This is a genomic window from Yersinia rochesterensis (assembly GCF_003600645.1).
GTDB lineage: Bacteria > Pseudomonadota > Gammaproteobacteria > Enterobacterales > Enterobacteriaceae > Yersinia > Yersinia rochesterensis.
This window is the reverse complement of record NZ_CP032482.1, coordinates 2,989,965-3,012,390: the sequence shown is the minus strand read 5'-3', so window position 1 is coordinate 3,012,390 and position 22,426 is coordinate 2,989,965. Positions and strand designations below refer to the sequence as shown.

Here is a 22,426-nt window from a genome sequence, read left to right as displayed (position 1 = left end):
TTGGACAAGATTTTCGTCGACGAAGCAGTAAATGAGCTGCACACCATTCAGGATATGCTGCGTTGGGCAGTCAGCCGTTTTAATGCGGCCAATATTTTTTATGGTCACGGTACTGATAATCCGTGGGACGAAGCGGTGCAATTGGTTTTTCCAAGCCTATTTTTACCGATAGATATTCCAGAAGATATGCGCAATGCGCGCCTGACATCCAGTGAGCGCCATCGTATTGTCGAGCGAGTTATTCGCCGGGTCAATGAACGCATTCCAGTTGCTTACCTAACTAATAAAGCCTGGTTCTGTGGCATGGAATATTATGTTGATGAGCGTGTATTGGTGCCACGCTCACCCATTGGCGAGCTGATTAATAACAATTTTGATGGGCTGATTCGCCATCAACCTAAACATATTCTGGATATGTGTACTGGCAGCGGCTGTATTGCCATTGCTTGTGCCTATGCCTTCCCGGAAGCGGAAGTGGATGCTGTTGATATCTCCAACGATGTGCTGGCAGTCACTGAGCACAATATTCAGCAGCATGGTATGGAGCATCAGGTCACGCCAATTCGCTCCGATCTATTCCGTGATTTACCGCCTATCAAATATGACCTGATTGTCACCAACCCGCCGTATGTTGATGCCGAAGATATGGCCGATTTACCGGATGAGTTCCGCTTTGAACCTGAGCTGGGCTTAGCTGCGGGTAGTGATGGTCTGAAACTGGCCCGCCGCATTCTGGCCTGTGCGCCAGACTTTTTACAAGATGATGGTGTGCTGATTTGCGAAGTGGGCAATAGCATGGTGCATTTAATGGATCAATATCCGGATGTACCTTTCACTTGGCTGGAGTTTGACAATGGCGGTGACGGCGTCTTTATGTTGACTAAACAACAACTGATTGATTGCGCACCACATTTCAGTATATATCGTGATTAATTATTCACTTTAAATCTGTCAGGGTGGCGAATACCGGCCTGACAAAGTGCTTATTAGAATTCAAGGAGCCGTGATGGCTGGGAACAGTATTGGGCAGTTTTTCCGCGTCACCACTTTTGGTGAATCTCACGGCATCGCCTTGGGATGTATTATCGATGGTGTTCCACCGGGAATTCCTATCACCGAGGCTGATATCCAGTTGGATCTCGACCGACGTCGCCCTGGCACCTCGCGCTATACCACTCAACGTCGCGAGCCGGATCAAGTGCGCATTTTGTCTGGTGTATTCGAGGGTGTCACCACCGGTACCAGTATCGGCTTGATGATTGAAAATACTGATCAGCGCTCACAAGATTACAGTGCGATTAAAGATGTATTTCGCCCAGGCCACGCCGATTACACTTATGAGCAAAAATACGGCGTACGCGATTATCGCGGTGGTGGCCGCTCTTCTGCCCGTGAAACGGCGATGCGCGTTGCCGCCGGTGCTATTGCGAAAAAATATCTGGCGCAGAAGTTTGGTGTGCAGGTACGCGGCTATTTGGCACAAATCGGTGATATCAGCTGTGATGTGGTTGACTGGGATCAAGTTGAGCAAAACCCATTCTTCTGTCCGGATGTGAGCAAATTGGAGTCACTGGATGCCCTGATGCGCGAGCTGAAAAAGGCCGGTGACTCTATTGGTGCCAAAATTACTGTGGTGGCTGAACATGTCCCGGTCGGTTTAGGCGAGCCAGTTTTTGACCGTTTAGATGCTGATTTAGCTCATGCGCTGATGAGCATCAATGCGGTGAAAGGGGTGGAAATTGGTGATGGTTTCGCGGTGGTCACTAAACGTGGTAGCGAAAACCGCGATGAAATTACTCCGCAAGGTTTCCAAAGCAACCATGCGGGCGGCATTCTAGGTGGGATCAGCAGCGGACAGCCAGTTGTAGCACATATCGCGTTGAAGCCGACCTCCAGCATCACGGTTCCGGGGCAGACGATTAACCGGCAGGGCGAAGCGGTTGAGATGATTACCCGTGGCCGCCATGACCCTTGCGTCGGCATTCGTGCTGTTCCGATTGCAGAAGCGATGATGGCAATTGTGTTAATGGATCACCTGCTGCGCCAGCGTGCACAGTGCGGTGATGTGGTTTCAGACGTCCCGCGCTGGTAAGTACCATGAAAAAATGGATAGCAGGCTTATTGGCACTGGTTGCCATCAGCCCGGTTATGGCGGCGACGCCATGGCAACAGATTACCCACCCGGTGGCGGGGTCTCCGCAGTCAATTGGTGGTTTTGCCAATGGTTGTGTTATCGGCGCGATGCCTTTGCCGCTAGAATCGGCAGACTATCAGGTGATGCGCCCGGATCAACGCCGTTATTTTGGACATCCTGATTTGCTGAATTTTATCCATCGGCTGAGTGATAAAGCCCAGAAAAATCAGCTTGGTACGGTGTTGATTGGTGATATGGCGATGCCAGCAGGTGGGCGTTTTAGCAGCGGACATGCTAGCCATCAGTCGGGGCTGGATGTGGATATTTGGCTACAATTGCCGAAACAGCGCTGGAGTCAGCAGCAATTATTAAAACCGCAACCTATTGATTTGGTAGCTGTTGATGGTAAACGAGTGGTGCCAGCATTATGGCAATCGCAAGTTGAAAGCCTGATTAAACTGGCCGCCAATGATGATGAAGTCACGCGTATTTTCGTCAATCCGGCGATTAAAAAGCAGCTTTGTTTAGATGCCGGAGTGGACCGTACCTGGTTGCATAAAGTGCGCCCATGGTTTGGTCATCGTGCCCATATGCATGTGCGCTTGCGTTGCCCGGCAGATAGTCTGGAATGTCTGGATCAAGACACGCCACCGCCGGGTGATGGGTGTGGCGCAGAATTGGAAAGTTGGTTCCAGCCCCATCAGCCAAGTGCTAAACCGGGTAAAACCTTACCACCGCCATTGCCGCCTTCCTGTCAGGCTTTGTTGGATAACCATTTCGCTGCGGAATAAACTTTAATGTTTAACAACATCCGTTAACATCGAATAAATTCCATAAAGCCCCACAATAGCGGGGCTTTTTGTTTATTAGCATCTAACAACATTGGTTGACAGTGAATGATTTACCGGACAATCTACCGGATAAAATAATGGTTATCCGGTGGCCCCATGAAGTTAACTGATACCAAAGTTCGTAATGCGAAACCTCAAGAAAAAGCCTATCAATTGCAGGACGGTAATGGACTGTATTTGGATGTGCGCCCCTCAGGTGTAAAGACGTGGCGTTATCGCTACTGGATCACGCCAACAAAGGACGGTCGCTACACTATCGGTAGCTATCCTGCAGTATCTTTGGCCGAAGCTCGCCGAGAGCGTGAGTGGGCTAGAGAGCAGGTAAAAAACGGCATAGCCCCCAAGGAAGCCAAAGCAGTTGAGCGAGATATCGCAAAAGCTGAGAACGCCAATACATTCGAAATAGTGGCAAAAGAATGGCTGGATAAAAAAGGGGAGCATTGGGCCAAAAATTCAAAAAATCAGATCACTGGTTTTATGTATAACGATATTTTCCCCGCCATTGGCGCTATGCCCATGAGGGAAATTAACGCCTCGCATATATTAAAAATAATTAGAGACCTTGAGAGTCGGGGTGCTAAATCCGTAGCGGTTAAAGTACGGCAGTGGTGCTCTGCTGTTTTTTGCTATGGCGTGGCGACATTACGCGCAGACTCTGATCCGGCTGCGGCATTAAGGGGGGCTATTATAGTTCCTAAAACCGAACATTCTAGACCGCTCACTGGTGATGAGTTGCGTGATTATTATTTGCGCCTTGATAGCTCCACCGGTAACCAAACGACTATTATAGCACTAAGAATCTTGCCGCTAGTATTTGTTAGGCAAGCTGAATTACGCTCGGCTGAATGGTCACATATTGATTTTGATAATGCGGAATGGGTTATCCCCCCGGAATTAATGAAAATGGGGCGTATGCATAGAGTACCGTTGTCGGCTCCAGTAATATCCCTGTTAAATGAATTGAAGAAAATTACGGGTAATAGGCGTTGGTTGTTCCCTAATACCAGGCTAAATACTTACATGGGGGCATCCACTTTAAATAGGGCTATTGTGCAGTTGGGGTATGCTCGTACGGTGATAACAACCCACGATTTCCGCGCGACGGCCTCTACGAGGCTGCACGAAATGGGGTATCGGCATGACGTGATCGAACGACAGCTAGCCCACGTTGAAAAGAACCGTGTTTCTGCTGCGTACAATCACGCCGAATATATGCCGGAAAGAAAGGAATTAATGGAGGATTGGGGGAGGTGGGTTACTGGCCTGCTTGTTTCTTATGTTCCGCAATAAGGTTATCGATCCACTCTTGAATCTCCGTTGATGTCCAACGAGAGTTGCGTCCGTCTTTAACGGGTTTTGGGAATGTCCCTTCTTTGATTCTCAGGTAGATGGTTGTACGGTCATAACCGACAACCCTCTCTACTCGCGCGATTGTTAACAGTTCACATGTAATCATCGTAAGCCTCTCTTTTTCATGGCCTCAAGTAAGATGTCTTGTACTTCACGTTTTGAATCCCGCCGTTCTTTTACCAGCTCGTCTACCGTATCTTTGGCGATAATGTGGTAAATCCATACCGGGCGTTTGTGGCCTGCCTGTGCTTGCCGTGTGGGGCCGATACGCTCAATGATTTGCTGATACTGTTCCAGATCCCACCAGTGGGAGAAGAACGCCAAAATATTGCCGCCGTCTTGCAAATTAAGGCCGTGGCCTGCGCTGGCAGGGTGGGCGAATAGCACCGGTATTAATCCTGCGTTCCAATCGCGCTGGGTTTGTGGGTCTGCGTCCAGGTGGCGACCTTTGGGAAAGGCTTTTAACAAACGGGCTAGGTCGCTTTTGAAATGGTAAGCGACGAGAACCGGCATACCACTGGCCTCCGCAACGATACTTTCCAGCGCTTGTAGCTTGGCGTCGTGTATCTCCGTCCAGTTGCCCGCCTCGTCGGTATAGATAGCGCCGCTGGCAAGCTGTAAACACTTCATCGTTTTAGACGCTGCGTTCATTGCTTCGATATCGTGGTCGCCAATTTGCAAAAACATCTCCTTTTCCATTTCTTTATACTGGCTGCGGGCTTTAGGACTAAGGCCAACGCGCACCACGCTATGAATAGGTTCATCGATATCAAACCAGTCGGTAGCATCAAGGGAGATAGTCACATCACGCAGGGCATCTTGCATTTGCTGCTGCGCACACTCTCGCGGTTCAATCTTATTAAAACCGGTAGTGCCGATCGGGATGCGGTTAAACCAGCGGTCAGTGAAAGCGCTGAATGTCCGGCCTAGCCGCTGGCCTTTATCCAAAAACCACGCTTGCCCCCATAAATCCTGTAAGCCATTTGGCGCGGGGGTACCTGAGAGGTTCACCCAACGGCCTGATCTGTGTGCAACTTTTGCCAGTGCCGCCGCACGCTTACCGCCTTTACGCAGGCGAAAGGATTTAAGGCGGGTACTTTCATCGGCGATAACCGTACCGAACGGCCATTCGCCGTCGAGCGTCTCTATCAGCCAAACGAGGTTGTCGTAATTTGTGGTGAACACGCTGGCGTTAGGGTTACGCAGCGCAGCTAAACGTTCCTGCGCGGTACCGACCACCGGTTGCATTTCGATATTGCGCAGGTGATCCCACTTATCCACTTCATCCGGCCACGTGGAGCGGGCAACCCGCAACGGCGCGAGAACTAACGCCGGTTTTGTTTCGCTGCCAGACATAAACAGATCTTCAAGACTGGTCAGCGTCGCCACGGTTTTACCCATGCCCATACCTGCCCAAACATTTGAGCGGGGGGCGTCTATTTCGTGGAGGATTATTTGGTTTTGGTATTTGTGGGGGATGAACTTTTTCACAATATCCCCTCTAGGTCTTTAGAATTCAATACGTGCACGATGAAACCCAATGCGCGTAATTTTTCATGCTCCCTAAGTTGGGCCGAAGTAGGTTTTTCGCCTGGCGCTTTGCACTCAACAAAAATCACCTTGCCATCAGGCAGAAGCACCAGCCGATCCGGTACTGAACGGCGGCCGGGGGAAACGAATTTGTAGGCTATCCCTCCGGATTTCTTCACTTCTTTGACGAGATTGTCTTCTATCGAGTCTTCACGGATGTAGGCCATTGGCTGCACCTTCTTTGAATTTCTCGCGAGCGATCTGCATGATGCAGAAATCTGAACGGTTTTCGCTCCACTCCTGATTAAGAGGATTACGTGAAGTGCGAGCGGCTTTTGTCCAGACCTTGGCGGCCCTCCGGTAATCACCCTCGCGTTCAATTTGCGCAGCCTCGCGCGCAGCCCGATAGTAGAGCGGGCTGTCATGATTTTTAAATGACATAGGGTTAGTCCTTCTGAAAGCATATCCAGTGAGTTTTTGCTCTAGCGCCGGATGGGTGGCCAAACGCCGGTTTATGGTCAGTGAGCGCCAATATCTCGCGGGTCGGTATCTGTGTTTCATTCCATTTGAATATCAGCGTTCCATGCTGACGCAGCACTCGAAAGCCTTCACGGAAACCAGCGGCTAAATCATCGCGCCATGTATCCCTGTTCAGTACGCCGTATTTCTTGCGCTGCCAGCCATTTTGACCCGCGCGGGACAGGTGGGGCGGGTCGAATACAACCATGTTGAATGATTCATCACTAAATGGCAGATTGCGGAAATCGAGCAATACATCCGGCTTAACTTCGAGGCTGCGCCCGTCACAAAGGATGTGTGACTCACTACGGATATCGCCGAACACAACATTAGGGTTGGTGCGGTCGAACCAGAACATGCGGCTGCCGCAGCACATATCGAGAATGTTTCTCTCCATTTGCATCGCTATTCCTTACGGTAGTGATAAGCCTCGAACCCGCCAGCGGAGAGCGGCAGGTCTAAAGCCCATTCGGGACAGGTAGCGAGAAGTTCGCTTAATTTATCGGAGGTGAATGCGTCAGTGTCCGGCGCTTCGGTTAATACTTCATCGTGGACGGTTAGTGTGATTTCGTAGCCACTGGCCTCGATTAAAGGCATGTTGTTTGCCATCACATCGCGGGCCGCTGCCTGAGTAACGTTTTCTGCTAACTTACCGCCGTAGGTTTTTAGGCGCTGCCATTTACGGCTGTAGGTATTGACGCCCATGTAGCTGATTTTATCCCCCTCGATACGGATACCGGGATAACAAACGGAACGGCCAGAGGGGAGTTGAATTCGTAGCCAACTACCATCACGGCGGATCTTCAACTTGCGACAAACAAACGTTTTTTTGGGGTTAATGATTGCGCGACGTACGGTATTTTCAATTTCACTCCAGAAAGAAACCGTTTCTGTATGCGCATTTCGCCACATCCGTTTTAATGAATCACAGGCGATAAATACCTGTTCCGAAAGGCCGTAGGTGCGTTTTTGTTTTACAGAGGCTTGATACCAACTTTGTGCCTCACGCTGTATTGATGCGGGGACGTTTGGTAATGCCGCTTTCGCTAGCTCGTCCAGATCAAGCCCGTAGACAAGGGCGAAGGTCAGGAACGCCGCGACGCCACCACCGAAACCTAGCCCCAACTCCATCACCTTACCGATTTGGCGCTGGAGTTTATCGACATCATCCGGCGATATATTAAATGCTCGGGCATAGGCCAGCTTGTAGAGGTCTGGCCCTTCGCGCAGTGCTTCGCCTTCCTCGTCATAGCCAATGATGGTGTCGTAATCGCGGAAAGCCTGTAACTTCCACTCTTCGCCCGCCAGCCATGCCAAAACACGGCCCTCGATATTGGAAAGGTCAGAGACAACCAGCTTTTTACCCTTGGGGGCTACAATGCAACCGCGCAGAGCTGAACTGATTAATTCCATTACGTTATCGAATAGCAGGTCAGCACAACCCGCTTTTAACGCTTCGATACCGGTGTCTATGGTTTCCTGATCCAGAACAGGGCGGGGGAGGTTTTGCGGTTGAAATAAGCGGCCTGCCCAACGTCCGGTGCGGCTGGCTCCGCAGAATTGCAAAGTACCGCGTAAGCGTCCGTCTTTGCTCACACCTTTGAGTAATGTTTTGTATTTGCTGGTACTGGTGGTGCTGGCCTGTAAACGGATTGCCAGCAGTTCGCGCAGTTCAATCGGCAAATCAGGGTCACTAATCCGCCTTTGTATCGTGCTGGCCTGCATATCTGGCAGCGTTACGCCAAAGGCTTCAACGATATGTTTAAGCAATACGTCGCGCTGTGTTGCCGCTTGTACCTCGTTATCGGTTAAATCTTGCGTACGCACGGCCAACCGCTTTTGTTCTATCTCAACCGCGGATACAGCGGCTTCCGCTAGTACGGTGTCCATCTGTACGCCACGGTCATTGATGCGCTGATCAAAATGCCAGAGTGCCAACTCATTACCCTGGTAATTCCAGACGGGCAGTTTCTTATCAATTTCGCGCATCGCTTCAATATCAAGGCCCGCATAGTCGACAAACCGTTTCCATTCTTCAGGGTGGGTTTGCTTAGTTGCGCGACGAATAGCTGAGTTTTTAGCGCGTGGTTTACAGAACAACTGGATCAGCGCCTTACCTGCTTTGTCCTTGGCTTTGTCCTGTTCTACCCCGAGAATATCGCACAAATCAGACAGCGAACCCGGCAGGCCGTGGGCCAACGCTTTAACCATGGTATCGCGCCAGCGGGTAACATCGCCCGTAACAAGTCGAGGCCACTTGTAACTCGTTAGGTGTTTACGCAATACTGTGCGGTCGAATTGGCTGTTGTGGGCGTAGACAAGCGTCTCGCTATCACGTAGCGCGGTGTACAGTGGCATAGGTAAATTCTTGGGTTCTGTAAATTCGTGCGCACTGACTGGGCCGTCGTCGATGGCCCATGCGATAAGCATTATCTCTGCATCAGCGGCGTAGGCATGGGTACCGTTTCGGATGGGTGTTTCGCTGTAGGTTTCGAGGTCTAGCCAGAGTATCTGGGGCATAAAAGTCGCCTTCTATTGATGTGCTTTGAACAGCAGGCACAACGCCCGCTCGTCAAAACACCCCCGCACAGAGCGGGGATGGGTTAACTTACGAAACTAATCAAGGGGATAGCCGTCTAAAACGTGGGCCACTGATACGCCTTCTTTAACTTTCTCGACGATAGAGTTAAAGGCGTCTTCAACCACACGCTCAGGGTTAACAAGTTTGAAAGTAAAGGTTAATTTGCCCTCACGCAGGCGATAGCGCAGACGGGCTTGTACTTCGTAGCTTTCGCCGTTGTGGAACGGAGCCAGACCGAGGGTGATAAGCTCCGGTACCTCGATGGTGCCTTTCTCATTCTCATCGCTGTAGTTGAACTGGAATTCGCCAGTAGCCAGACGCATAGCGGAACCGAAGACCGCTTTACGGATAACTTGGAACTTGGTAGCGATTTCCAGTAATTCCGCACCGGTTGGGTTAACAACGTCGGCGGCGCGGTCTTCCAGCAGTTCGGCAAACTGTTCCTGGCTAAGCGTCTGGCCGTCGTACTTCTGCCAAATCTTCCACGCTTTCGACAATTCGCAGCTATAGCTCGCGCGGTGGTCGTTCCACGTTGGTGCCGCCGAGGTCACCGCATGGTCAATAACTGCTTGTAAACTGTTGCTTTCGCTGTTTGCTAGAATAGTAGTGCCTGTGTTAGCGAAACGAACGCAATAAGCGATAAAGCTGGCGGCAGACAACAAAACAACTCGCTGGCGCATACGGCGAGGCGCGGGTAAGTAATCTTCCAGATCCTGCACGTGATAGCCGTCTGGCACCTGCACCAGCGGATTTCCCGCCACCTCCAACACAGTCTGCGCGGTGGTGAGTGCCAGTAACGAATTAACTTCGGTCATTGTTCTTTCCTTCTACCTGATAAAAAGAACCCCAGCATTTGCCGGGAGGATTGGGTACTACTGAACCTTGCGCAGCGGTGCGGCTTCCTGCTCTGGTAGTGTTCGGCGCTGGCTGTCGATGCCTTCCACTTGCTTCAACTCGGTGAAGTTCTGCGCCGGGTCGTTACGCAACAAATCGCCATCGGCGGTAGTCCACATAATGGTTTCGGCACGTTCACCCTCTGGCAACTTGCAGGCCACCACCGGGGAGATCTTCACGACATCCTCGTTTGCCTTGTTGAACATGCTGATTTTCAAGGTCAGCGTAAGGGAACCGGCTTTACCTGTTTCGCGTACGGCTTTGACGAGTTCGGCAAGGTGTTCCGTCAACTCATCGTTTAAGGTGCCTTTATTCAGATGCACCAGATTTTGGTTAAAGGGGGTGGTGGTTAGCATTGGCGATACTCCTGCAGGGGGGTGAAAAGCCCCGCATACCGCGCCGGGGATACCCACTGACATACCGTCAAACGTTGCTCACCAACGGGCGTTGGAAGCGGCTACCGATCAACTCAACCGAGGTGAACCTGTCGATGTGGCGAATATCGACGGCGTATTCGACGCGCATTTTATTGCCCGCGACGGCAGCAACTTTGCCGAGCAGCCCGCAGAAATAGCCTCTCGTCCGATAGTTGAAAGCGAAGCCACTTTCCAACCAGAAAAAACCACAGCGGAGACGGCGACACAAGAGGCCGATCCTGTTCTGCGCGATATCAATAACGCCGATCAGGTATTGGCAAAACTGGGTGATATTGCGGTCAGGGTGGAAGACGAAAGCGGTAATACCCAGCAGCGTTCAGCAAAAGAGATGTTACTCGAAGATGAGCAGGCAATCAGCCATGCAAATAACGAGGCTAAAGGTTTTATGGCCGCTATTGAATGTGAACTGAGGCACGGCAACCAATGAGAGCAGAATGTATTCAAGCAGTGGTTAACGCGATAGGTCGGTCTATTACTCAGGCGGAAGTTAAGGGCATTGAGAATAGAATCAATCAACACCACAAACGACTGGCACAAGATACCCCCGGCTGGATGGCAATGTCCAAAGCCGATCGCCTGCGCGAAGCGGCAAAGTCAGCGGCGGACGAGATAACCCGCGAAGCCAAGTTGAAAAAATGGCGCACGGCGCTCACCATTTTGGCCCATGACCGGGTAAAAAACTATGTTGATAGTTCTACCGATACCCCAGTGAATGCGCTTGGCAGGCTGATTGCTTTTGATTCAGACCAAAAAAGCGGCGTGTTGTCGGTTGAATCTCAGGCTAAAGCCATTCGGGATATTGCCTACTCCCAAATGTTAACGTTAATTGATACCACTAAAGGCAAATTCCTTAGTCTGTTGTCTGACCCCGAAAGCAGCAAGGCGGTTATCAAAGAACTCCACGGCGAGCCATCCGGCATAGCGGCCGCCAAACAATCCGCCAAAGAGTTTAAAGATGTTGCCGAAACTTTACGCCAGCGCTTTAACAATGCAGGCGGGGCGATTGGCCGCCTTGAGTCTTGGGCCATGCCGCGCAGTCATTCACAGCTTAAAGTTGCCAAGAACAGAGAGGCGTGGATCGACGACCATGTAAAATGGGCCGATCGCCGCTCGTATGTCAATGAGGACGGCAGCAGAATGTCTGATATTCAGTTGAGGGAGTTCTTCACCCATGCCGCCCAAACCATCGCCACTGGCGGAATTAATAAAGTCGAACCGGGGCGTTTCGCTGGCGGTAGTTTACGCGCCAATCACGGCAGCGAATCCCGCTCTATTCACTATAAAGATGCTGATAGCTTTATTCTCGCCCAACAAAAATATGGCGACAAAGACCTGCTAGCACTGCTTACTGGACATATTGACCGATTGGCGCGGGATATCGCCTTAACCGAAACGCTGGGGCCAAATAGTGATCTGCAATTCCGTACCCAAATGGATATGGCACAGCAATCTATGGTTAACGCAGACCCCGCTAAAGCCAAAAAGATAGAAAGTGAAATACTACGGGTTGAGCGGCTATACAAAGATGTGGCCGGACAAAACGATATTCCTGAAACGCCGTGGCTTAAAGAGGCATTCGACACTTATCGCAGCATTAATGTAGCGTCTAAACTCGGTTCCGCCGCTATTACCGCCATTACCGATCAGGGTAACTTAATGGTGACTGCCAAGGTCAATAACCTACCGGTGATGCAGGTTTTCGCCCAAGAAATGAAACTGCTTAATCCTGCGGATTCAGCTTCACGAGAAGCCGCTCGCCGCGCGGGCTTAGGCATTAACTATTATCTTAATGGGTTACAACGCTTTGGCGCTGAAACCCTTGGATCAGCGGGTGACACTTCGGGTGCACTATCCAGTAGTGCGCAGAAGATCGCCGGTTTTGTGCTGCGAGCCTCAGGGCTGAACGCCATGACCGCCGCCGGTAATCAGGCGTTCGGCATGGTGATGCTGGATACCATCGGCGGTATGACGCGCAAACATGCCAGCCTCGCACAACTGAATGCTAAAGACCGTACCCGCCTGCAAGGGATGGGCGTGACCGAGGCGGATTGGGCGGTGTGGCGTAAGGCAGATGTCAGCGACCTTAGCGGCATGGGGGATACTGTGCTTACCCACAATGAAATATTGGCGTTAAGCGATTCGGCCCTTACACCGCTGGCGAAACAGTTTGCTACCACCGCCGCGAAACTACGGAATACGGCGGCCACTAAATTGTTAGGTGTAGTGCAGGACGAAGCACAAATGGCGGTGGTCGAACCGGGAGCGCGTGAACGTGTGACCTTGCATCGGGGAACCACGCGCGGTACCTGGAGCGGGGAGATCTGGCGGTCAGCAACCCAGTTTAAAAGTTTCCCTATAGCGATGGTGATGCGCCATGCCCACCGTGCGCTGGCACAAGATGGAGCGGGTAAAGGCACCTACGCAGCGGCCATCATTGCGGCATCAACATTATTGGGCGGCATGGCTATCCAGCTTAACGAGATCGCCAGCGGCAGAGATCCACGCGACATGAGCAAACCGGAGTTTTGGGGCGGTGCGTTTCTGAAAGGGGGCGCGTTGGGCTTATATGGTGATTTCTTGCTAACCAACCAGACGCAAGGCGGCAATAGCTTTATTGCTTCCATCGGCGGGCCACTGGCCGGTGATATTGAATCAGTGGTGAAAATGACGCAAGGCGCGGCATTTAAGGCGATTGACGGTAAAGACCCGCATACAGCGGCCAATGTAGTGCGCTTTATCAAGGGTCATACGCCGGGGGCTAATTTATGGTATGCAAAAGCGGCGTTAGACCATATGATTTTCCACGATATTCAGGAACAGTTTTCACCTGGGTATTTAAGCCGTATGCGTCAACGAGCACAAAAAGAATACGACCAACAGTTCTGGTGGGCACCGGGTGAAACTGCACCAGGTCGTGCGCCAGATTTAGGTGCAGCTTTCGGCGATTAGTCAGGAAACCGAACGCCATAGCGGTAGACCATAGCCTCATCATACTGATGGGGCTTTTTTATGCACGAAGATTATAAGACGCGATTAACTACGTTATGCGACAAACTGACCGATGTTGTCCTGGCTGAATCTGATCCGGATAACTGGCCCGGTGCGGATAAAGCGATTAACGAGTTGAGCAAAGACGAGCGTGGCGATCGCTATTGGGATAAGAAGAATGCAGCGGCTTCGCTGACGCTGTTGATCAAAGTCCATTCGCTGATTGGTATGCACAACCGTGGCGGTAAAACCCCCGATAATAGCCCCTCCGCTGACGCCGAAGAAGAGATGGCAAAAGAAGTGGCCACCGCCGAACGTGACGCAAAACGTGTGGTTGAAAGGGCGCTTAAAAAAGCGAAGTGTATTCCGTGATTTCCTTTGCCGCATTCTATGTCATGTGGGCCAAGAGAATGCGCTGGGACGTTCCCGATTGCCATTGGCGTGCGGTTCACTGGCTGGAACATCGTGGAGATCTCGCCGTTCTGCGTTGTTTCCGTGGTTTCGGTAAGTCTACTATTCTGGCGGTTTACAATGCCTGGCGTTATTACCGCGATAATACCTATCGCATTTTGCACCAATCTGAATCCGACGGCACGGCTTATAAAACCTCTCGCGATACGCTTAACGTCCTACGCAATCACCCGCTGACAAAGGGTATGTTACCCGACGGTCAAGGTACGGTAGAACAATGGTGGGTGAATGGCTCGACCGACTCACGCAACGCTAGCATGTACGCCAAAGGTATTCTTTCCAACGTTACTTCGGCGCGTGCTGATGAATGCCAAAACGATGATGTCGAAGTGCCGAAGAATATCACCACCCCCGAGGCGCGGGAGAAGTTGCGCTACCGGCTGGAAGAGCAAACCCACATTCTGGTACCCGGCGGCCGTACTCTGTATATCGGTACCCCGCACACCCACGACAGCCTATATGATGAAATGGAACAAATGGGGGCGGATTGCCTGACCATTAAGCTGTTTAATCAAGAACACCGCATAGAAGAAAAGTCAGCCACCGAGAAACATTACCCGATACCCTTTCGCCCTGAGTATGTTTTTACCGGTATCTATAAAGGTGCTCGGCTACTGGTTGAGGGTAAAGACTATCGGTTGACTGGTACCGGTATTGAGTTTGCCGAAGCGCCTAACGTGCTAATCGACTGTTATGCCGATTGCGCATGGGAAGAACGATTTACCCGCGAAGAGATGAAAAAGCGGCGCAAGAAAACCCGAACCGTAAATGCCTGGGATAGTCAGTATCAGCTACACAGTAAACCTGTGGGTGATATCCGCCTTAACCCCGACCGTATGCGGGCTTACGACGTACACCCTGTTATTCGTTACGCCAACGGCGGTTGCACAATGTGGCTCGGTAGCATCCAGATAGTGGGTGCTGTGGCTTATTGGGATGTGGCACTAGGCAAAGTTAAGTCAGATGCTAGTGCCTTTACATTGATGCTTACCGATGCTCGCGGCCATCTGTACTGGCAAATATGTACGGGCCTAACCGGTGAGCTGGCCGACTTTGATGATAACGACAAGATAGTCGGCGGGCAGGTAGTACAAATCCGCGATTTCGTTATTCAGTATCAAATCCCCCACGTAGTAGTAGAGGTCAACGGCCCCGGTGGTTTTGCACCTAAATTACTACGTCAGGCACTAAAAGGCACTGGCTGTGGGGTAGCCGAAGAATTCTCCGTTGTTAACAAACAAAAACGTATCCTTGACGCACTTGAAGCGCCTCTCTCTTCCCGTTTTCTTTGGGCGCATGTTGATGTGCTTGACGGCCCTGTTTATGACCAAATGCGCGATTTCAATCCAAAATTAAAAAATCAAGACGACGACTTTATCGATTCGGGTTCTGGGGCTATCGGTCAAACACCGGTGCGGATTGGTAAATTAGTCGGGAAACCGAATGAACAAACGCGTGACCATTGGCAACCATACGGAGGCGATCACGAGGTCGCTGTTGATTATTAAGCCGAGGTCGCGCCATGGCATTACCAAACCAAACTCCTTACACGACATACACCGCAAACGGCATTACCACTGTGTTTCCTTTTACTTTCATGGTATTCAGCGCCTCAGATTTAGCCATTTCTTTCAATGGAACAGTGCTAACCAGTGGCTTTACAGTTTCCGGTGCGGGTGCCGTTAACGGTGGTGCTGTCACTTTCCTTACTCCTCCCGCGAACGGCGTTAAGGTAATGATCGCTCGCGATATGCCGCTTGTTCGCAACACTGAATATCAGAATAACGGGGATTTACTTGCATCAACCGTTAACCAGGACTTTGACCGGATCTGGATGGTATTACAGGGACAGGCGTTAAATGGTTTACTGGCACTTCGTCGGCCTTGGTTTAATTATAATTATTTTGAGGGGCAAGGGTACCGAATTGCTAATATCGCCGACCCGACAGCGCCACAGGACGCTACGACTAAGAAATATGTAGACGACTCTGTTAGTGCAAATTTGGGTAGTGCGGTACGCGTGCCTGACGGTTACATTCCACCTCTGCCTGATATTAGCCATCGTCGTAATAAGCTCTCTGCTTTTAACGATGCGGGGCAACCGATCGCTGTACTCCCTCAGAGTGGGAGCGCTTCTGATGTAATGATTGAACTAGCAAAGCCTACTGGGGCCTCTTTAGTCGGCGTTCAGCCGCAAGGTAATTTAAGCCAGGCGATTAACTGGGTAACACCAGAGCAGTTTGGGGCAATCGGTGACGGCACGGTACACCCGTTATCTGAGCGCTACGCAACTCTTGCAGCGGCGCAAGCAGTGTATCCACATGTTACTTCACTGGGCCAGACTATCGACTGGGCGGCGTGCCAAGCTGCTGAAAACTATACGAGGGGGATAGCCTGTGTATGGGTTAAAAGAGTGGTTAATTATCACTTAGGGGATGAACAGCTAACACTAAGCGAGCAGTCTTGGTGGATTGGTTATGCAGACCCTCAGAATGATAAGCCGGGCGCAAGGTTTACTAAAAACTTACCGCTAACATCACAGGGTATAGACGCTTGCTCTATAGTTTGTGTTGCCGTTAGTAGTGGCCCTGACATCTTCCAGCGCGGGATAGTTTTTGATGGATTTCAATTAAGATATCCAGTGGCGCGTAGAGCAGCAACAAAGGGGAAGGGAACTGTTGGGTTACATATTGGAACTGCTATTAAAAGTAAGTTTAACGTATCAGTTTGGGGAGCGGAATACGCAGTTTATGACCCCGCAGGGTGGAGTAATACGGGCAGGTTAGCTTGGGATACGTGTCACAAGGGATATTTCCAGCCACCCAAAATAGCGGCAGGGGTTTATGCTGGGTTGGGTGGGCATACTTCCAATGATTTTCGTATAGAGTCGGATATGTGTCCATTTCCTATAACGCTATTCGGTGATGCTTATAGCCAGTATCTTGGCTATTATGAAGGGATAAGTCTAACCGATCCTATTTATGATGCCGCAAATGAAACAGCCTGTGGGATTACATCCATATCTGCTCACACGGTTACGCTTAGAATGGGGCGAGAACTATGGAATGGAGTAGACACATGCTTATATTTAGATAATGAGGTCACATTAGAAATAATGCCGTTTAGCGACGCGCAATATCCGGCCAGCACAGGTGAAAGCACTAGCCTTGATAGTTTTTATACTAACTGGGGCGGATCAAACACAATCGCTAACTTTAAGTGCTTGAAGTTAGGTCGAGCTATTCATAACATGTATAGCGATAAAGCATCAACTTTGGTTATAAAAAATGCCGGTTACTACATGGGTAATGTCAGAACTGATGTCACTGTAACTCGATACTTCTTTAATGGAGGGGGGAGTTTATCTTCAAATATCGTTCTTATTGGTGGGTGTTTAAATATCACTCAAGAAAGCGGAGCAGCACCGACTGCATTTTCTTTGAACGTTATTGATTATTCTAAAGCCGATATTCAAGGGTGTCGCGGCGCAGAGGTTTATATTAGTCCAAGTACAGTTTATAAATGGCAGTCAAAAAATAGATGGGTTGCCAGAAATAATGTATCAGTACCTATGACTATATCAGGAACTAATGGTCAATATGCGGACTTCTCCGCACCTGCTGGATATGACATCGTGGATATTCACAGATTAACTACAGATCTAGGAATCGAGGGAAATTACATTCAATACCGACCGGCCATTTATTCGTATGATATTGCGACTGCAGCATTGCGGGTGGGGACTACATTTTACACATCGCAGTTGACAGCCTATGGTATGCCAATTATTAGAGTTAGAAACTCTTATGTCGGTTAGGGGCCATGTTTTTTGAGAGGGTAGATGTTTAGCAAGCATGTGTGTAGCCATAATATATAATGGCTACACACATCTAATTAAAACTGTGCTTAGTCTTACCAAATATTAAAGACTTATTTTTCTATTTTATGATTTAGCATCATAGTTTTCATTCGATTAGATATTTTAACACTAGAATTATCTACATATTTATAGTAAGGGATTGATAAGGCGTAAACGATTAATAGCGTAAACAGTGAAGCAATAAGTGCGGAAACCGAATAGGAAGCTCCCGTAGAGTAGCTAAAATTAAATATGTAAGGGCATGTAACATACATGATTGGCTGGTGAAGAATGTAAACAGAAAAAGATAACGCGCCCATTGTGTTAAGTTTTTTATTGGCGAATATTTTAGATAAAATATCAGATTTAAGTATGGAGAAAACAAAAATGAAACCACCAATATTGTTAAATAAAATATAATTATCTATGGGGCGATTATAAACCGATAGACTAACATTTCTGTCAATCCATTGGTAAAAAAGGCCATTTGAATGGTAACCGCACAGGAATAATCCAATAAATAGTAAGGTTAGTGCTGTTTTTCTATCTAGTTTTATATTCAAAAGGTAAATGATAACCCCAGATAAAAATGAGGCGTAATATATATCATCACTTTTTTTATTTCCATAAAAAAAGGAATTGCCATGGTTATAATTACTAGGGATTTTTTGTATTTCACATTGGGCAAAATAAAACATAATAAAAATACTACCATAGAACCGAAAAACTCTATTTTCATTGTCCATAATGACCAATTATATCCAGCTCTCCCAGAGAAAAAAGCCCCTATCGTACCGCTATATATTGCATCAATAATTGATGGGGTTTTAATTCCATAATTCCTCGCCCAATCCCCTAGTGCAGAATTGTCTACAGGAATAAACTTGAAAATCATAAAGGCTAAAATACAGGACAAAAGAGCTGGAGGCATTAATCGGAAATATCGTTTAATAACCATTCCTGTGGAATTCTGTGCGATATTATTTTTTTCTAGAATGACGTGGCTTAAAATAAAGCCGCTTAAGACAAAGAAAATACCAACAGCAGCAGCCCCCGAATAGATGAATGCAAAAGGGGAGCTATGCAACCAAATATCGATTGGTGTACGTGCATTTGATATGTTACCCGTATGCATTGATGGGGAAAAAGTAGACGAAAGGTGTGATAGAAAAACCATGAGGCACGCTATTCCGCGAATCCCTTCTACTGATCCAAGTTTATTGTTCATATTTCATCCTTAATAAGATATATGGATCATCTCATTGCGTCAGGTTAATGACAACCCCCTCCCCCTTAAAGTCGGGATTCCGACCACCCCCTCTAATTAAACTATAAGCACCTTTAGCAACTGGCCCCGTCTGGGGGTGCTTATGAAAATGGATACCTCTAATTCCCTGACATACTGGTGGTCCGCTTTACTCGGTGTTTTCTCCCTGCTATCGCTGCAAGATTATGTTTTTATTCTCGGGGCGGTCATTTCTGCGTTCTTTACCATCAAAACCTATTACGCCAAGCGGCAGGAAGAGAAAGCCCGTTTACTTGAGGAAACGCGGCGTACCAATATTATCGAAACTTTTCTTAGTAACGCGGATAAGAAGCCAATCAAAGATCGTTCAGCGGCTGTCGGTGTGGTAGTTGAAGCAACTAAAAAGGCGGCTGCTCATGCCGTTGAATAAAAGCAAACTGAGTAAGACCGTGCTGGCTTTGATAATTGCGGGGGCCAGCGGTACGGTAATTCTTGGCGGTTTTCTGGATGAAAAAGAGGGGAATCGCCTTTCTGCTTATCGGGATGGACAGGGCAAGCCGACTATTTGCCGTGGTATTACTTACATCGACGGTAAACCCGTGCTGATGGGGATGAGACTTACCGCCGCTCAATGCGACAAACTCAACCAGAAAGAAGCTGCCGCCGCTATTGCATGGGTAGAACGTAATGTTCATGTTCCGCTCACTGAGCCGCAGAAAGCCGGTATAGCATCATTCTGCCCGTACAACATTGGCCCCGCTAAATGCCTCCCATCTACGTTTTATTACAAACTCAATTCCGGTGACCGCAAGGGCGCATGTGCTGAGATCAAACGCTGGATTCACGACGGCGGCAAAGATTGCCGCATTCGTTCTAATAACTGCTACGGGCAGATAGAACGGCGGGATCAAGAAAGCGAATTAACCTGCTGGGGGCTGGATGAATAAGACACTCATTGCGGCATTAATATCTTTATCTGTCGGGGCGGGCGCTGCGTGGTGGGTTCAGGACATGCGCTGGGATACTGATGTAGCAGATTTGAAACTCAGGCAGGGTGAAGCACTGAAAGCCGTTAGCGACAAGGCGCTAGCGGATACTGAAACTCATATCACTACAATGAAAGCATTTCAAAAACGCCTGGCTGAACTGGATAAACAACACTCGGAGGATCTGGCTAATGCTCAAGCCGAAAACAATCGTATGCGTGATGATGTCATTGCCGGTACTCGCCGGGTGCGCATTGCAACCGCCAATCTTGCAACCTGTCAGCTCACAAAAAGCGGAGACTCAACCACCGGCGGCGTGGGCGATGGTACCACCATCGAACTCTCTCAAGCTGCTGGACGAAACATTCTCGATATCAGATCCGGTATTATCAGCGACCAGGCAAAACTAAGGTATTTGCAAGATTATGCGCGGAGCATCCTGCAAAAGAATTAAAGGTGGCGGGCCATTGGGTTATAGTAGTGCATAGCGGTATACTTCGGCCTTGCTAGCAAAAGATTAACCGGATAACCAACAGGATAAAACCAAATTGTGTTTAAACTTAAATTATTTAAAATCAATTGGTTACTATAATTAACAACCATTTCGCTGCGGAATAAATCATGGATTGGTTTACCCTGGGTCCTGCGGTTTTGGGGATATTGTTTTTAGTCGCTATATTGGCCGGATTTATTGATTCCATTGCTGGCGGCGGCGGGCTACTGACCGTCCCAGCACTGCTGGCGGTGGGGTTACCTCCGGCACAGGTTTTGGCGACCAACAAGCTGCAATCGGTCGGCGGGTCATTTTCTGCCAGCCTTTATTTTATCCGCCGCGGGGCGGTTAATCTGAAAGAGCAAAAGCTTACCATTGCTCTCACTGTGGTGGGGTCAATGCTGGGGGCTATTTTAGTCCAGCATATGCGGGCCGATATTCTGCGGCAAATCTTGCCGCTATTGGTGATTGGCATTGGTGTCTATTTTCTGGTGACCCCCAAGCTTGGCGAGGTTGACCAGCAACGCCGTTTGTCGGCGGTGCCATTTGCTCTGATTGCCGGTGGTGGTGTGGGTTTTTATGATGGTTTCTTTGGCCCCGGTGCCGGTTCTTTCTATGCCTTGGCTTTTGTGACCCTGTGCGGTTTTAATCTGGCAAAATCCACGGCACATGCCAAAGTGCTCAATTTCACCTCCAATTTGGGTAGCCTGATTTTCTTTATTGTCGGCGGCAAAGTGGTGTGGAGTATTGGGTTGGTGATACTGGTGGGGCAAGTTCTTGGCGCACGTCTTGGCGCTCACATGGTCTTGACCAAGGGGCAGAAATTGATTCGCCCAATGATTGTCGTGGTGTCATTAGTTATGAGCTGCAAGCTGCTGTACGACAGCCACGGTGCCGAGATCTCCACATGGCTAGGATTACACGTTTTCGCCTAATTTAATTCATATTTTATACTCTAAATCATTCGAGTTGCAGGAAGGCGGCAATTGAGTAAATCCCGATGAGCTTATTCAGGTAAGTGATTCGGGTGACAAATCTGCAGGGAGCCGATTTGAACGCTGCTTGCAGCGGCCTCGTAGAGGTGAGGCCCATGGACGGGCCGAGTAACGAGAGCAGCCAACGCACATGCAGCTTGAAGTATGACGAGTATAGTGCTCTTACGGACCCAAGCATGACTCATGATTATCAGCAATTAATTGATATTTTTAATGCCTGTTTTAGCGAGAAATATAATACGCGGTTGGTGAAAGGCGATGATGAACCTATCTATCTGCCCGCCGATGAGCAGTTTTCTTATCATCGAGTGATTTTCGCCCATGGCTATTATGCCAGCGGGATGCATGAAATCTCCCATTGGTGTATTGCCGGGGAAGAACGCCGTAAATTGGTGGATTTTGGCTATTGGTACTGTCCCGATGGGCGTGATGCATTAACGCAAAGCCAGTTTGAAGCAGTAGAAATCAAGCCGCAGGCGCTGGAGTGGATGTTTTGTGTGGCCGCGGGTTTCCCGTTCAATGTCAGTTGCGATAATCTGGAAGGTGATTGCGAGCCAGACCGCATTACATTTCAGCGCAAAGTACGCGAACAGGTGCTATGGCACTTGGAAAATGGCATATCCCCACGACCAGCGGGCTTTATTCAGGCGCTACAATCGTTTTACAATACGCCACCGTTGGTGCCAGCGCTTTTCCCTTACCCGGAAGATTTCGTATAGCGTTATATATTGCATTGATATAAAAGAAAAATTTAGGGGAAGTGATGATCGCAGAGTTCGAAACGCGCATCTTGGCGCAGATAGATGACATGGTAGAGTACGCCAGCGATGATGATTTATTTGCGGGCGGCTACCTGCGCGGGCATCTAACATTGGCCGTTGCTGAATCTGAAGAGTTTGGTGAGCACACTGCCGAGCAGCTACATGCACGGGTGCAGACCAGTCTGGATAAGGCCATCAAAGCCGGTGAGCTTTCTCCACCGGATCAGGCTTTGGTTTTGGGGTTGTGGGATCGTTTGTTGGAACAAGCCCAAAATCCCCTTCGTCCTTGAAGCCGCAGGGGTGTTAGCTACGCTCACGCACCCGAATCACT

At 49.3% G+C, this 22,426-nt stretch carries 24 protein-coding genes; 15 read left to right on the top strand and 9 right to left on the bottom strand.

Annotated features, from left to right (window positions below):
• The 4 genes from prmB to DXZ79_RS13975 all read left to right on the top strand — a co-directional run bounded on the left by prmB (position 1) and on the right by DXZ79_RS13975 (position 4,275).
• Positions 1 to 933, top strand: a complete 933-nt coding sequence (gene prmB, locus DXZ79_RS13990; protein WP_038631700.1) for a 50S ribosomal protein L3 N(5)-glutamine methyltransferase — start codon at positions 1 to 3, stop codon at positions 931 to 933.
• 73 nt (positions 934 to 1,006) lie between these two features.
• Positions 1,007 to 2,092: a chorismate synthase gene (gene aroC / locus DXZ79_RS13985; protein ID WP_038631702.1), complete on the top strand. Its 1,086-nt coding sequence runs from the start codon at positions 1,007 to 1,009 to the stop codon at positions 2,090 to 2,092.
• Between the two features lie 5 nt (positions 2,093 to 2,097).
• Positions 2,098 to 2,925 (top strand): penicillin-insensitive murein endopeptidase, encoded by an 828-nt coding sequence (gene mepA / locus DXZ79_RS13980; RefSeq protein WP_038631704.1) that lies wholly within the window; start codon positions 2,098 to 2,100, stop codon positions 2,923 to 2,925.
• A 156-nt stretch (positions 2,926 to 3,081) separates the two neighbouring features.
• Positions 3,082 to 4,275, top strand: a complete 1,194-nt coding sequence (locus DXZ79_RS13975; protein WP_120011353.1) for a tyrosine-type recombinase/integrase — start codon at positions 3,082 to 3,084, stop codon at positions 4,273 to 4,275.
• On the opposite strand, the gene DXZ79_RS13970 is transcribed toward DXZ79_RS13975, so the two are convergent.
• The 8 genes from DXZ79_RS13970 to DXZ79_RS13935 all read right to left on the bottom strand — a co-directional run bounded on the left by DXZ79_RS13970 (position 4,241) and on the right by DXZ79_RS13935 (position 10,215).
• On the bottom strand, positions 4,241 to 4,441 hold the full coding sequence (locus tag DXZ79_RS13970) for a helix-turn-helix transcriptional regulator (protein ID WP_072089565.1): 201 nt from the start codon (positions 4,439 to 4,441) through the stop codon (positions 4,241 to 4,243). The genes DXZ79_RS13975 and DXZ79_RS13970 overlap by 35 nt on opposite strands.
• On the bottom strand, positions 4,438 to 5,829 hold the full coding sequence (locus DXZ79_RS13965) for a DEAD/DEAH box helicase (protein WP_120011352.1): 1,392 nt from the start codon (positions 5,827 to 5,829) through the stop codon (positions 4,438 to 4,440). Before DXZ79_RS13965 ends, DXZ79_RS13970 begins: the two co-directional genes overlap by 4 nt.
• Positions 5,823 to 6,092: a PDDEXK family nuclease gene (locus tag DXZ79_RS13960; protein WP_120011351.1), complete on the bottom strand. Its 270-nt coding sequence runs from the start codon at positions 6,090 to 6,092 to the stop codon at positions 5,823 to 5,825. The genes DXZ79_RS13965 and DXZ79_RS13960 overlap by 7 nt, the downstream gene beginning before the upstream one ends.
• Positions 6,076 to 6,306: an ANR family transcriptional regulator gene (locus tag DXZ79_RS13955; RefSeq protein ID WP_099529450.1), complete on the bottom strand. Its 231-nt coding sequence runs from the start codon at positions 6,304 to 6,306 to the stop codon at positions 6,076 to 6,078. Before DXZ79_RS13955 ends, DXZ79_RS13960 begins: the two co-directional genes overlap by 17 nt.
• Positions 6,307 to 6,310: 4 nt before the next feature.
• A complete protein-coding gene (locus DXZ79_RS13950; protein ID WP_120011635.1) occupies positions 6,311 to 6,781 on the bottom strand; it encodes a class I SAM-dependent methyltransferase in 471 nt (156 codons plus the stop codon).
• Positions 6,782 to 6,789: 8 nt separating this feature from the next.
• Entirely contained in the window at positions 6,790 to 8,904 is a 2,115-nt protein-coding gene (locus DXZ79_RS13945; protein ID WP_120011350.1) for a DNA polymerase, read from the bottom strand.
• A gap of 96 nt (positions 8,905 to 9,000) precedes the next feature.
• Entirely contained in the window at positions 9,001 to 9,780 is a 780-nt protein-coding gene (locus tag DXZ79_RS13940; protein ID WP_120011349.1) for a DUF2303 family protein, read from the bottom strand.
• Positions 9,781 to 9,837: 57 nt separating this feature from the next.
• A complete protein-coding gene (locus DXZ79_RS13935) occupies positions 9,838 to 10,215 on the bottom strand; it encodes a hypothetical protein (RefSeq protein WP_120011348.1) in 378 nt (125 codons plus the stop codon).
• Positions 10,216 to 10,351: 136 nt separating this feature from the next.
• On the opposite strand from DXZ79_RS13935, the gene DXZ79_RS13930 reads away from it, so the two are divergent.
• From DXZ79_RS13930 to DXZ79_RS13910, 5 genes are read left to right on the top strand one after another with little or no spacing between them, the layout of a single operon-like run.
• Positions 10,352 to 10,723, top strand: a complete 372-nt coding sequence (locus tag DXZ79_RS13930; RefSeq protein WP_162928749.1) for a hypothetical protein — start codon at positions 10,352 to 10,354, stop codon at positions 10,721 to 10,723.
• A complete protein-coding gene (locus DXZ79_RS13925) occupies positions 10,720 to 13,245 on the top strand; it encodes a hypothetical protein (RefSeq protein WP_120011346.1) in 2,526 nt (841 codons plus the stop codon). The genes DXZ79_RS13930 and DXZ79_RS13925 overlap by 4 nt, the downstream gene beginning before the upstream one ends.
• Before the next feature lie 60 nt (positions 13,246 to 13,305).
• A complete protein-coding gene (locus tag DXZ79_RS13920) occupies positions 13,306 to 13,656 on the top strand; it encodes a hypothetical protein (RefSeq protein ID WP_053012546.1) in 351 nt (116 codons plus the stop codon).
• Positions 13,653 to 15,263, top strand: a complete 1,611-nt coding sequence (terL, locus tag DXZ79_RS13915; protein ID WP_120011345.1) for a phage terminase large subunit — start codon at positions 13,653 to 13,655, stop codon at positions 15,261 to 15,263. Before DXZ79_RS13920 ends, terL begins: the two co-directional genes overlap by 4 nt.
• 14 nt (positions 15,264 to 15,277) lie before the next feature.
• Positions 15,278 to 17,572, top strand: a complete 2,295-nt coding sequence (locus tag DXZ79_RS13910; protein WP_162928748.1) for a hypothetical protein — start codon at positions 15,278 to 15,280, stop codon at positions 17,570 to 17,572.
• Between the two features lie 601 nt (positions 17,573 to 18,173).
• On the opposite strand, the gene DXZ79_RS13905 is transcribed toward DXZ79_RS13910, so the two are convergent.
• On the bottom strand, positions 18,174 to 18,842 hold the full coding sequence (locus DXZ79_RS13905) for an acyltransferase family protein (RefSeq protein WP_120011343.1): 669 nt from the start codon (positions 18,840 to 18,842) through the stop codon (positions 18,174 to 18,176).
• 148 nt (positions 18,843 to 18,990) lie between these two features.
• Between DXZ79_RS13905 and DXZ79_RS13900 the strand changes: the two genes are divergently transcribed.
• The 6 genes from DXZ79_RS13900 to DXZ79_RS13870 all read left to right on the top strand — a co-directional run bounded on the left by DXZ79_RS13900 (position 18,991) and on the right by DXZ79_RS13870 (position 22,385).
• Positions 18,991 to 19,290: a hypothetical protein gene (locus DXZ79_RS13900; protein WP_072103537.1), complete on the top strand. Its 300-nt coding sequence runs from the start codon at positions 18,991 to 18,993 to the stop codon at positions 19,288 to 19,290.
• The gene (locus DXZ79_RS13895) at positions 19,277 to 19,807 is read left to right on the top strand and encodes a lysozyme (protein WP_053012541.1); all 531 of its coding nucleotides are present in this window, start codon (positions 19,277 to 19,279) and stop codon (positions 19,805 to 19,807) included. Before DXZ79_RS13900 ends, DXZ79_RS13895 begins: the two co-directional genes overlap by 14 nt.
• Positions 19,800 to 20,300 (top strand): lysis system i-spanin subunit Rz, encoded by a 501-nt coding sequence (locus DXZ79_RS13890; RefSeq protein WP_053012540.1) that lies wholly within the window; start codon positions 19,800 to 19,802, stop codon positions 20,298 to 20,300. The genes DXZ79_RS13895 and DXZ79_RS13890 overlap by 8 nt, the downstream gene beginning before the upstream one ends.
• A gap of 167 nt (positions 20,301 to 20,467) precedes the next feature.
• Complete coding sequence (locus DXZ79_RS13885; RefSeq protein WP_120011342.1) at positions 20,468 to 21,274, top strand: sulfite exporter TauE/SafE family protein; 807 nt, start codon at positions 20,468 to 20,470, stop codon at positions 21,272 to 21,274.
• 236 nt (positions 21,275 to 21,510) lie between these two features.
• A complete protein-coding gene (locus DXZ79_RS13875) occupies positions 21,511 to 22,053 on the top strand; it encodes an elongation factor P hydroxylase (protein ID WP_038631707.1) in 543 nt (180 codons plus the stop codon).
• A 44-nt stretch (positions 22,054 to 22,097) separates the two neighbouring features.
• Positions 22,098 to 22,385: a YfcL family protein gene (locus DXZ79_RS13870; protein WP_038631710.1), complete on the top strand. Its 288-nt coding sequence runs from the start codon at positions 22,098 to 22,100 to the stop codon at positions 22,383 to 22,385.
• Positions 22,386 to 22,426 lie beyond the last annotated feature (41 nt).

Coding starts and splice junctions, on each gene's coding strand:
- aroC (WP_038631702.1), top strand. CDS start 1,007: ATGGCTGGGAACAGTATTGGGCAGTTTTTCCGCGTCACCACTTTTGGT.
- mepA (WP_038631704.1), top strand. CDS start 2,098: ATGAAAAAATGGATAGCAGGCTTATTGGCACTGGTTGCCATCAGCCCG.
- DXZ79_RS13975 (WP_120011353.1), top strand. CDS start 3,082: ATGAAGTTAACTGATACCAAAGTTCGTAATGCGAAACCTCAAGAAAAA.
- DXZ79_RS13970 (WP_072089565.1), bottom strand. CDS start 4,441: ATGATTACATGTGAACTGTTAACAATCGCGCGAGTAGAGAGGGTTGTC.
- DXZ79_RS13960 (WP_120011351.1), bottom strand. CDS start 6,092: ATGGCCTACATCCGTGAAGACTCGATAGAAGACAATCTCGTCAAAGAA.
- DXZ79_RS13955 (WP_099529450.1), bottom strand. CDS start 6,306: ATGTCATTTAAAAATCATGACAGCCCGCTCTACTATCGGGCTGCGCGC.
- DXZ79_RS13950 (WP_120011635.1), bottom strand. CDS start 6,781: ATGGAGAGAAACATTCTCGATATGTGCTGCGGCAGCCGCATGTTCTGG.
- DXZ79_RS13945 (WP_120011350.1), bottom strand. CDS start 8,904: ATGCCCCAGATACTCTGGCTAGACCTCGAAACCTACAGCGAAACACCC.
- DXZ79_RS13940 (WP_120011349.1), bottom strand. CDS start 9,780: ATGACCGAAGTTAATTCGTTACTGGCACTCACCACCGCGCAGACTGTG.
- DXZ79_RS13935 (WP_120011348.1), bottom strand. CDS start 10,215: ATGCTAACCACCACCCCCTTTAACCAAAATCTGGTGCATCTGAATAAA.
- DXZ79_RS13925 (WP_120011346.1), top strand. CDS start 10,720: ATGAGAGCAGAATGTATTCAAGCAGTGGTTAACGCGATAGGTCGGTCT.
- DXZ79_RS13920 (WP_053012546.1), top strand. CDS start 13,306: ATGCACGAAGATTATAAGACGCGATTAACTACGTTATGCGACAAACTG.
- DXZ79_RS13910 (WP_162928748.1), top strand. CDS start 15,278: ATGGCATTACCAAACCAAACTCCTTACACGACATACACCGCAAACGGC.
- DXZ79_RS13905 (WP_120011343.1), bottom strand. CDS start 18,842: ATGAACAATAAACTTGGATCAGTAGAAGGGATTCGCGGAATAGCGTGC.
- DXZ79_RS13900 (WP_072103537.1), top strand. CDS start 18,991: ATGGATACCTCTAATTCCCTGACATACTGGTGGTCCGCTTTACTCGGT.
- DXZ79_RS13895 (WP_053012541.1), top strand. CDS start 19,277: ATGCCGTTGAATAAAAGCAAACTGAGTAAGACCGTGCTGGCTTTGATA.
- DXZ79_RS13890 (WP_053012540.1), top strand. CDS start 19,800: ATGAATAAGACACTCATTGCGGCATTAATATCTTTATCTGTCGGGGCG.
- DXZ79_RS13885 (WP_120011342.1), top strand. CDS start 20,468: ATGGATTGGTTTACCCTGGGTCCTGCGGTTTTGGGGATATTGTTTTTA.
- DXZ79_RS13875 (WP_038631707.1), top strand. CDS start 21,511: ATGACTCATGATTATCAGCAATTAATTGATATTTTTAATGCCTGTTTT.
- DXZ79_RS13870 (WP_038631710.1), top strand. CDS start 22,098: ATGATCGCAGAGTTCGAAACGCGCATCTTGGCGCAGATAGATGACATG.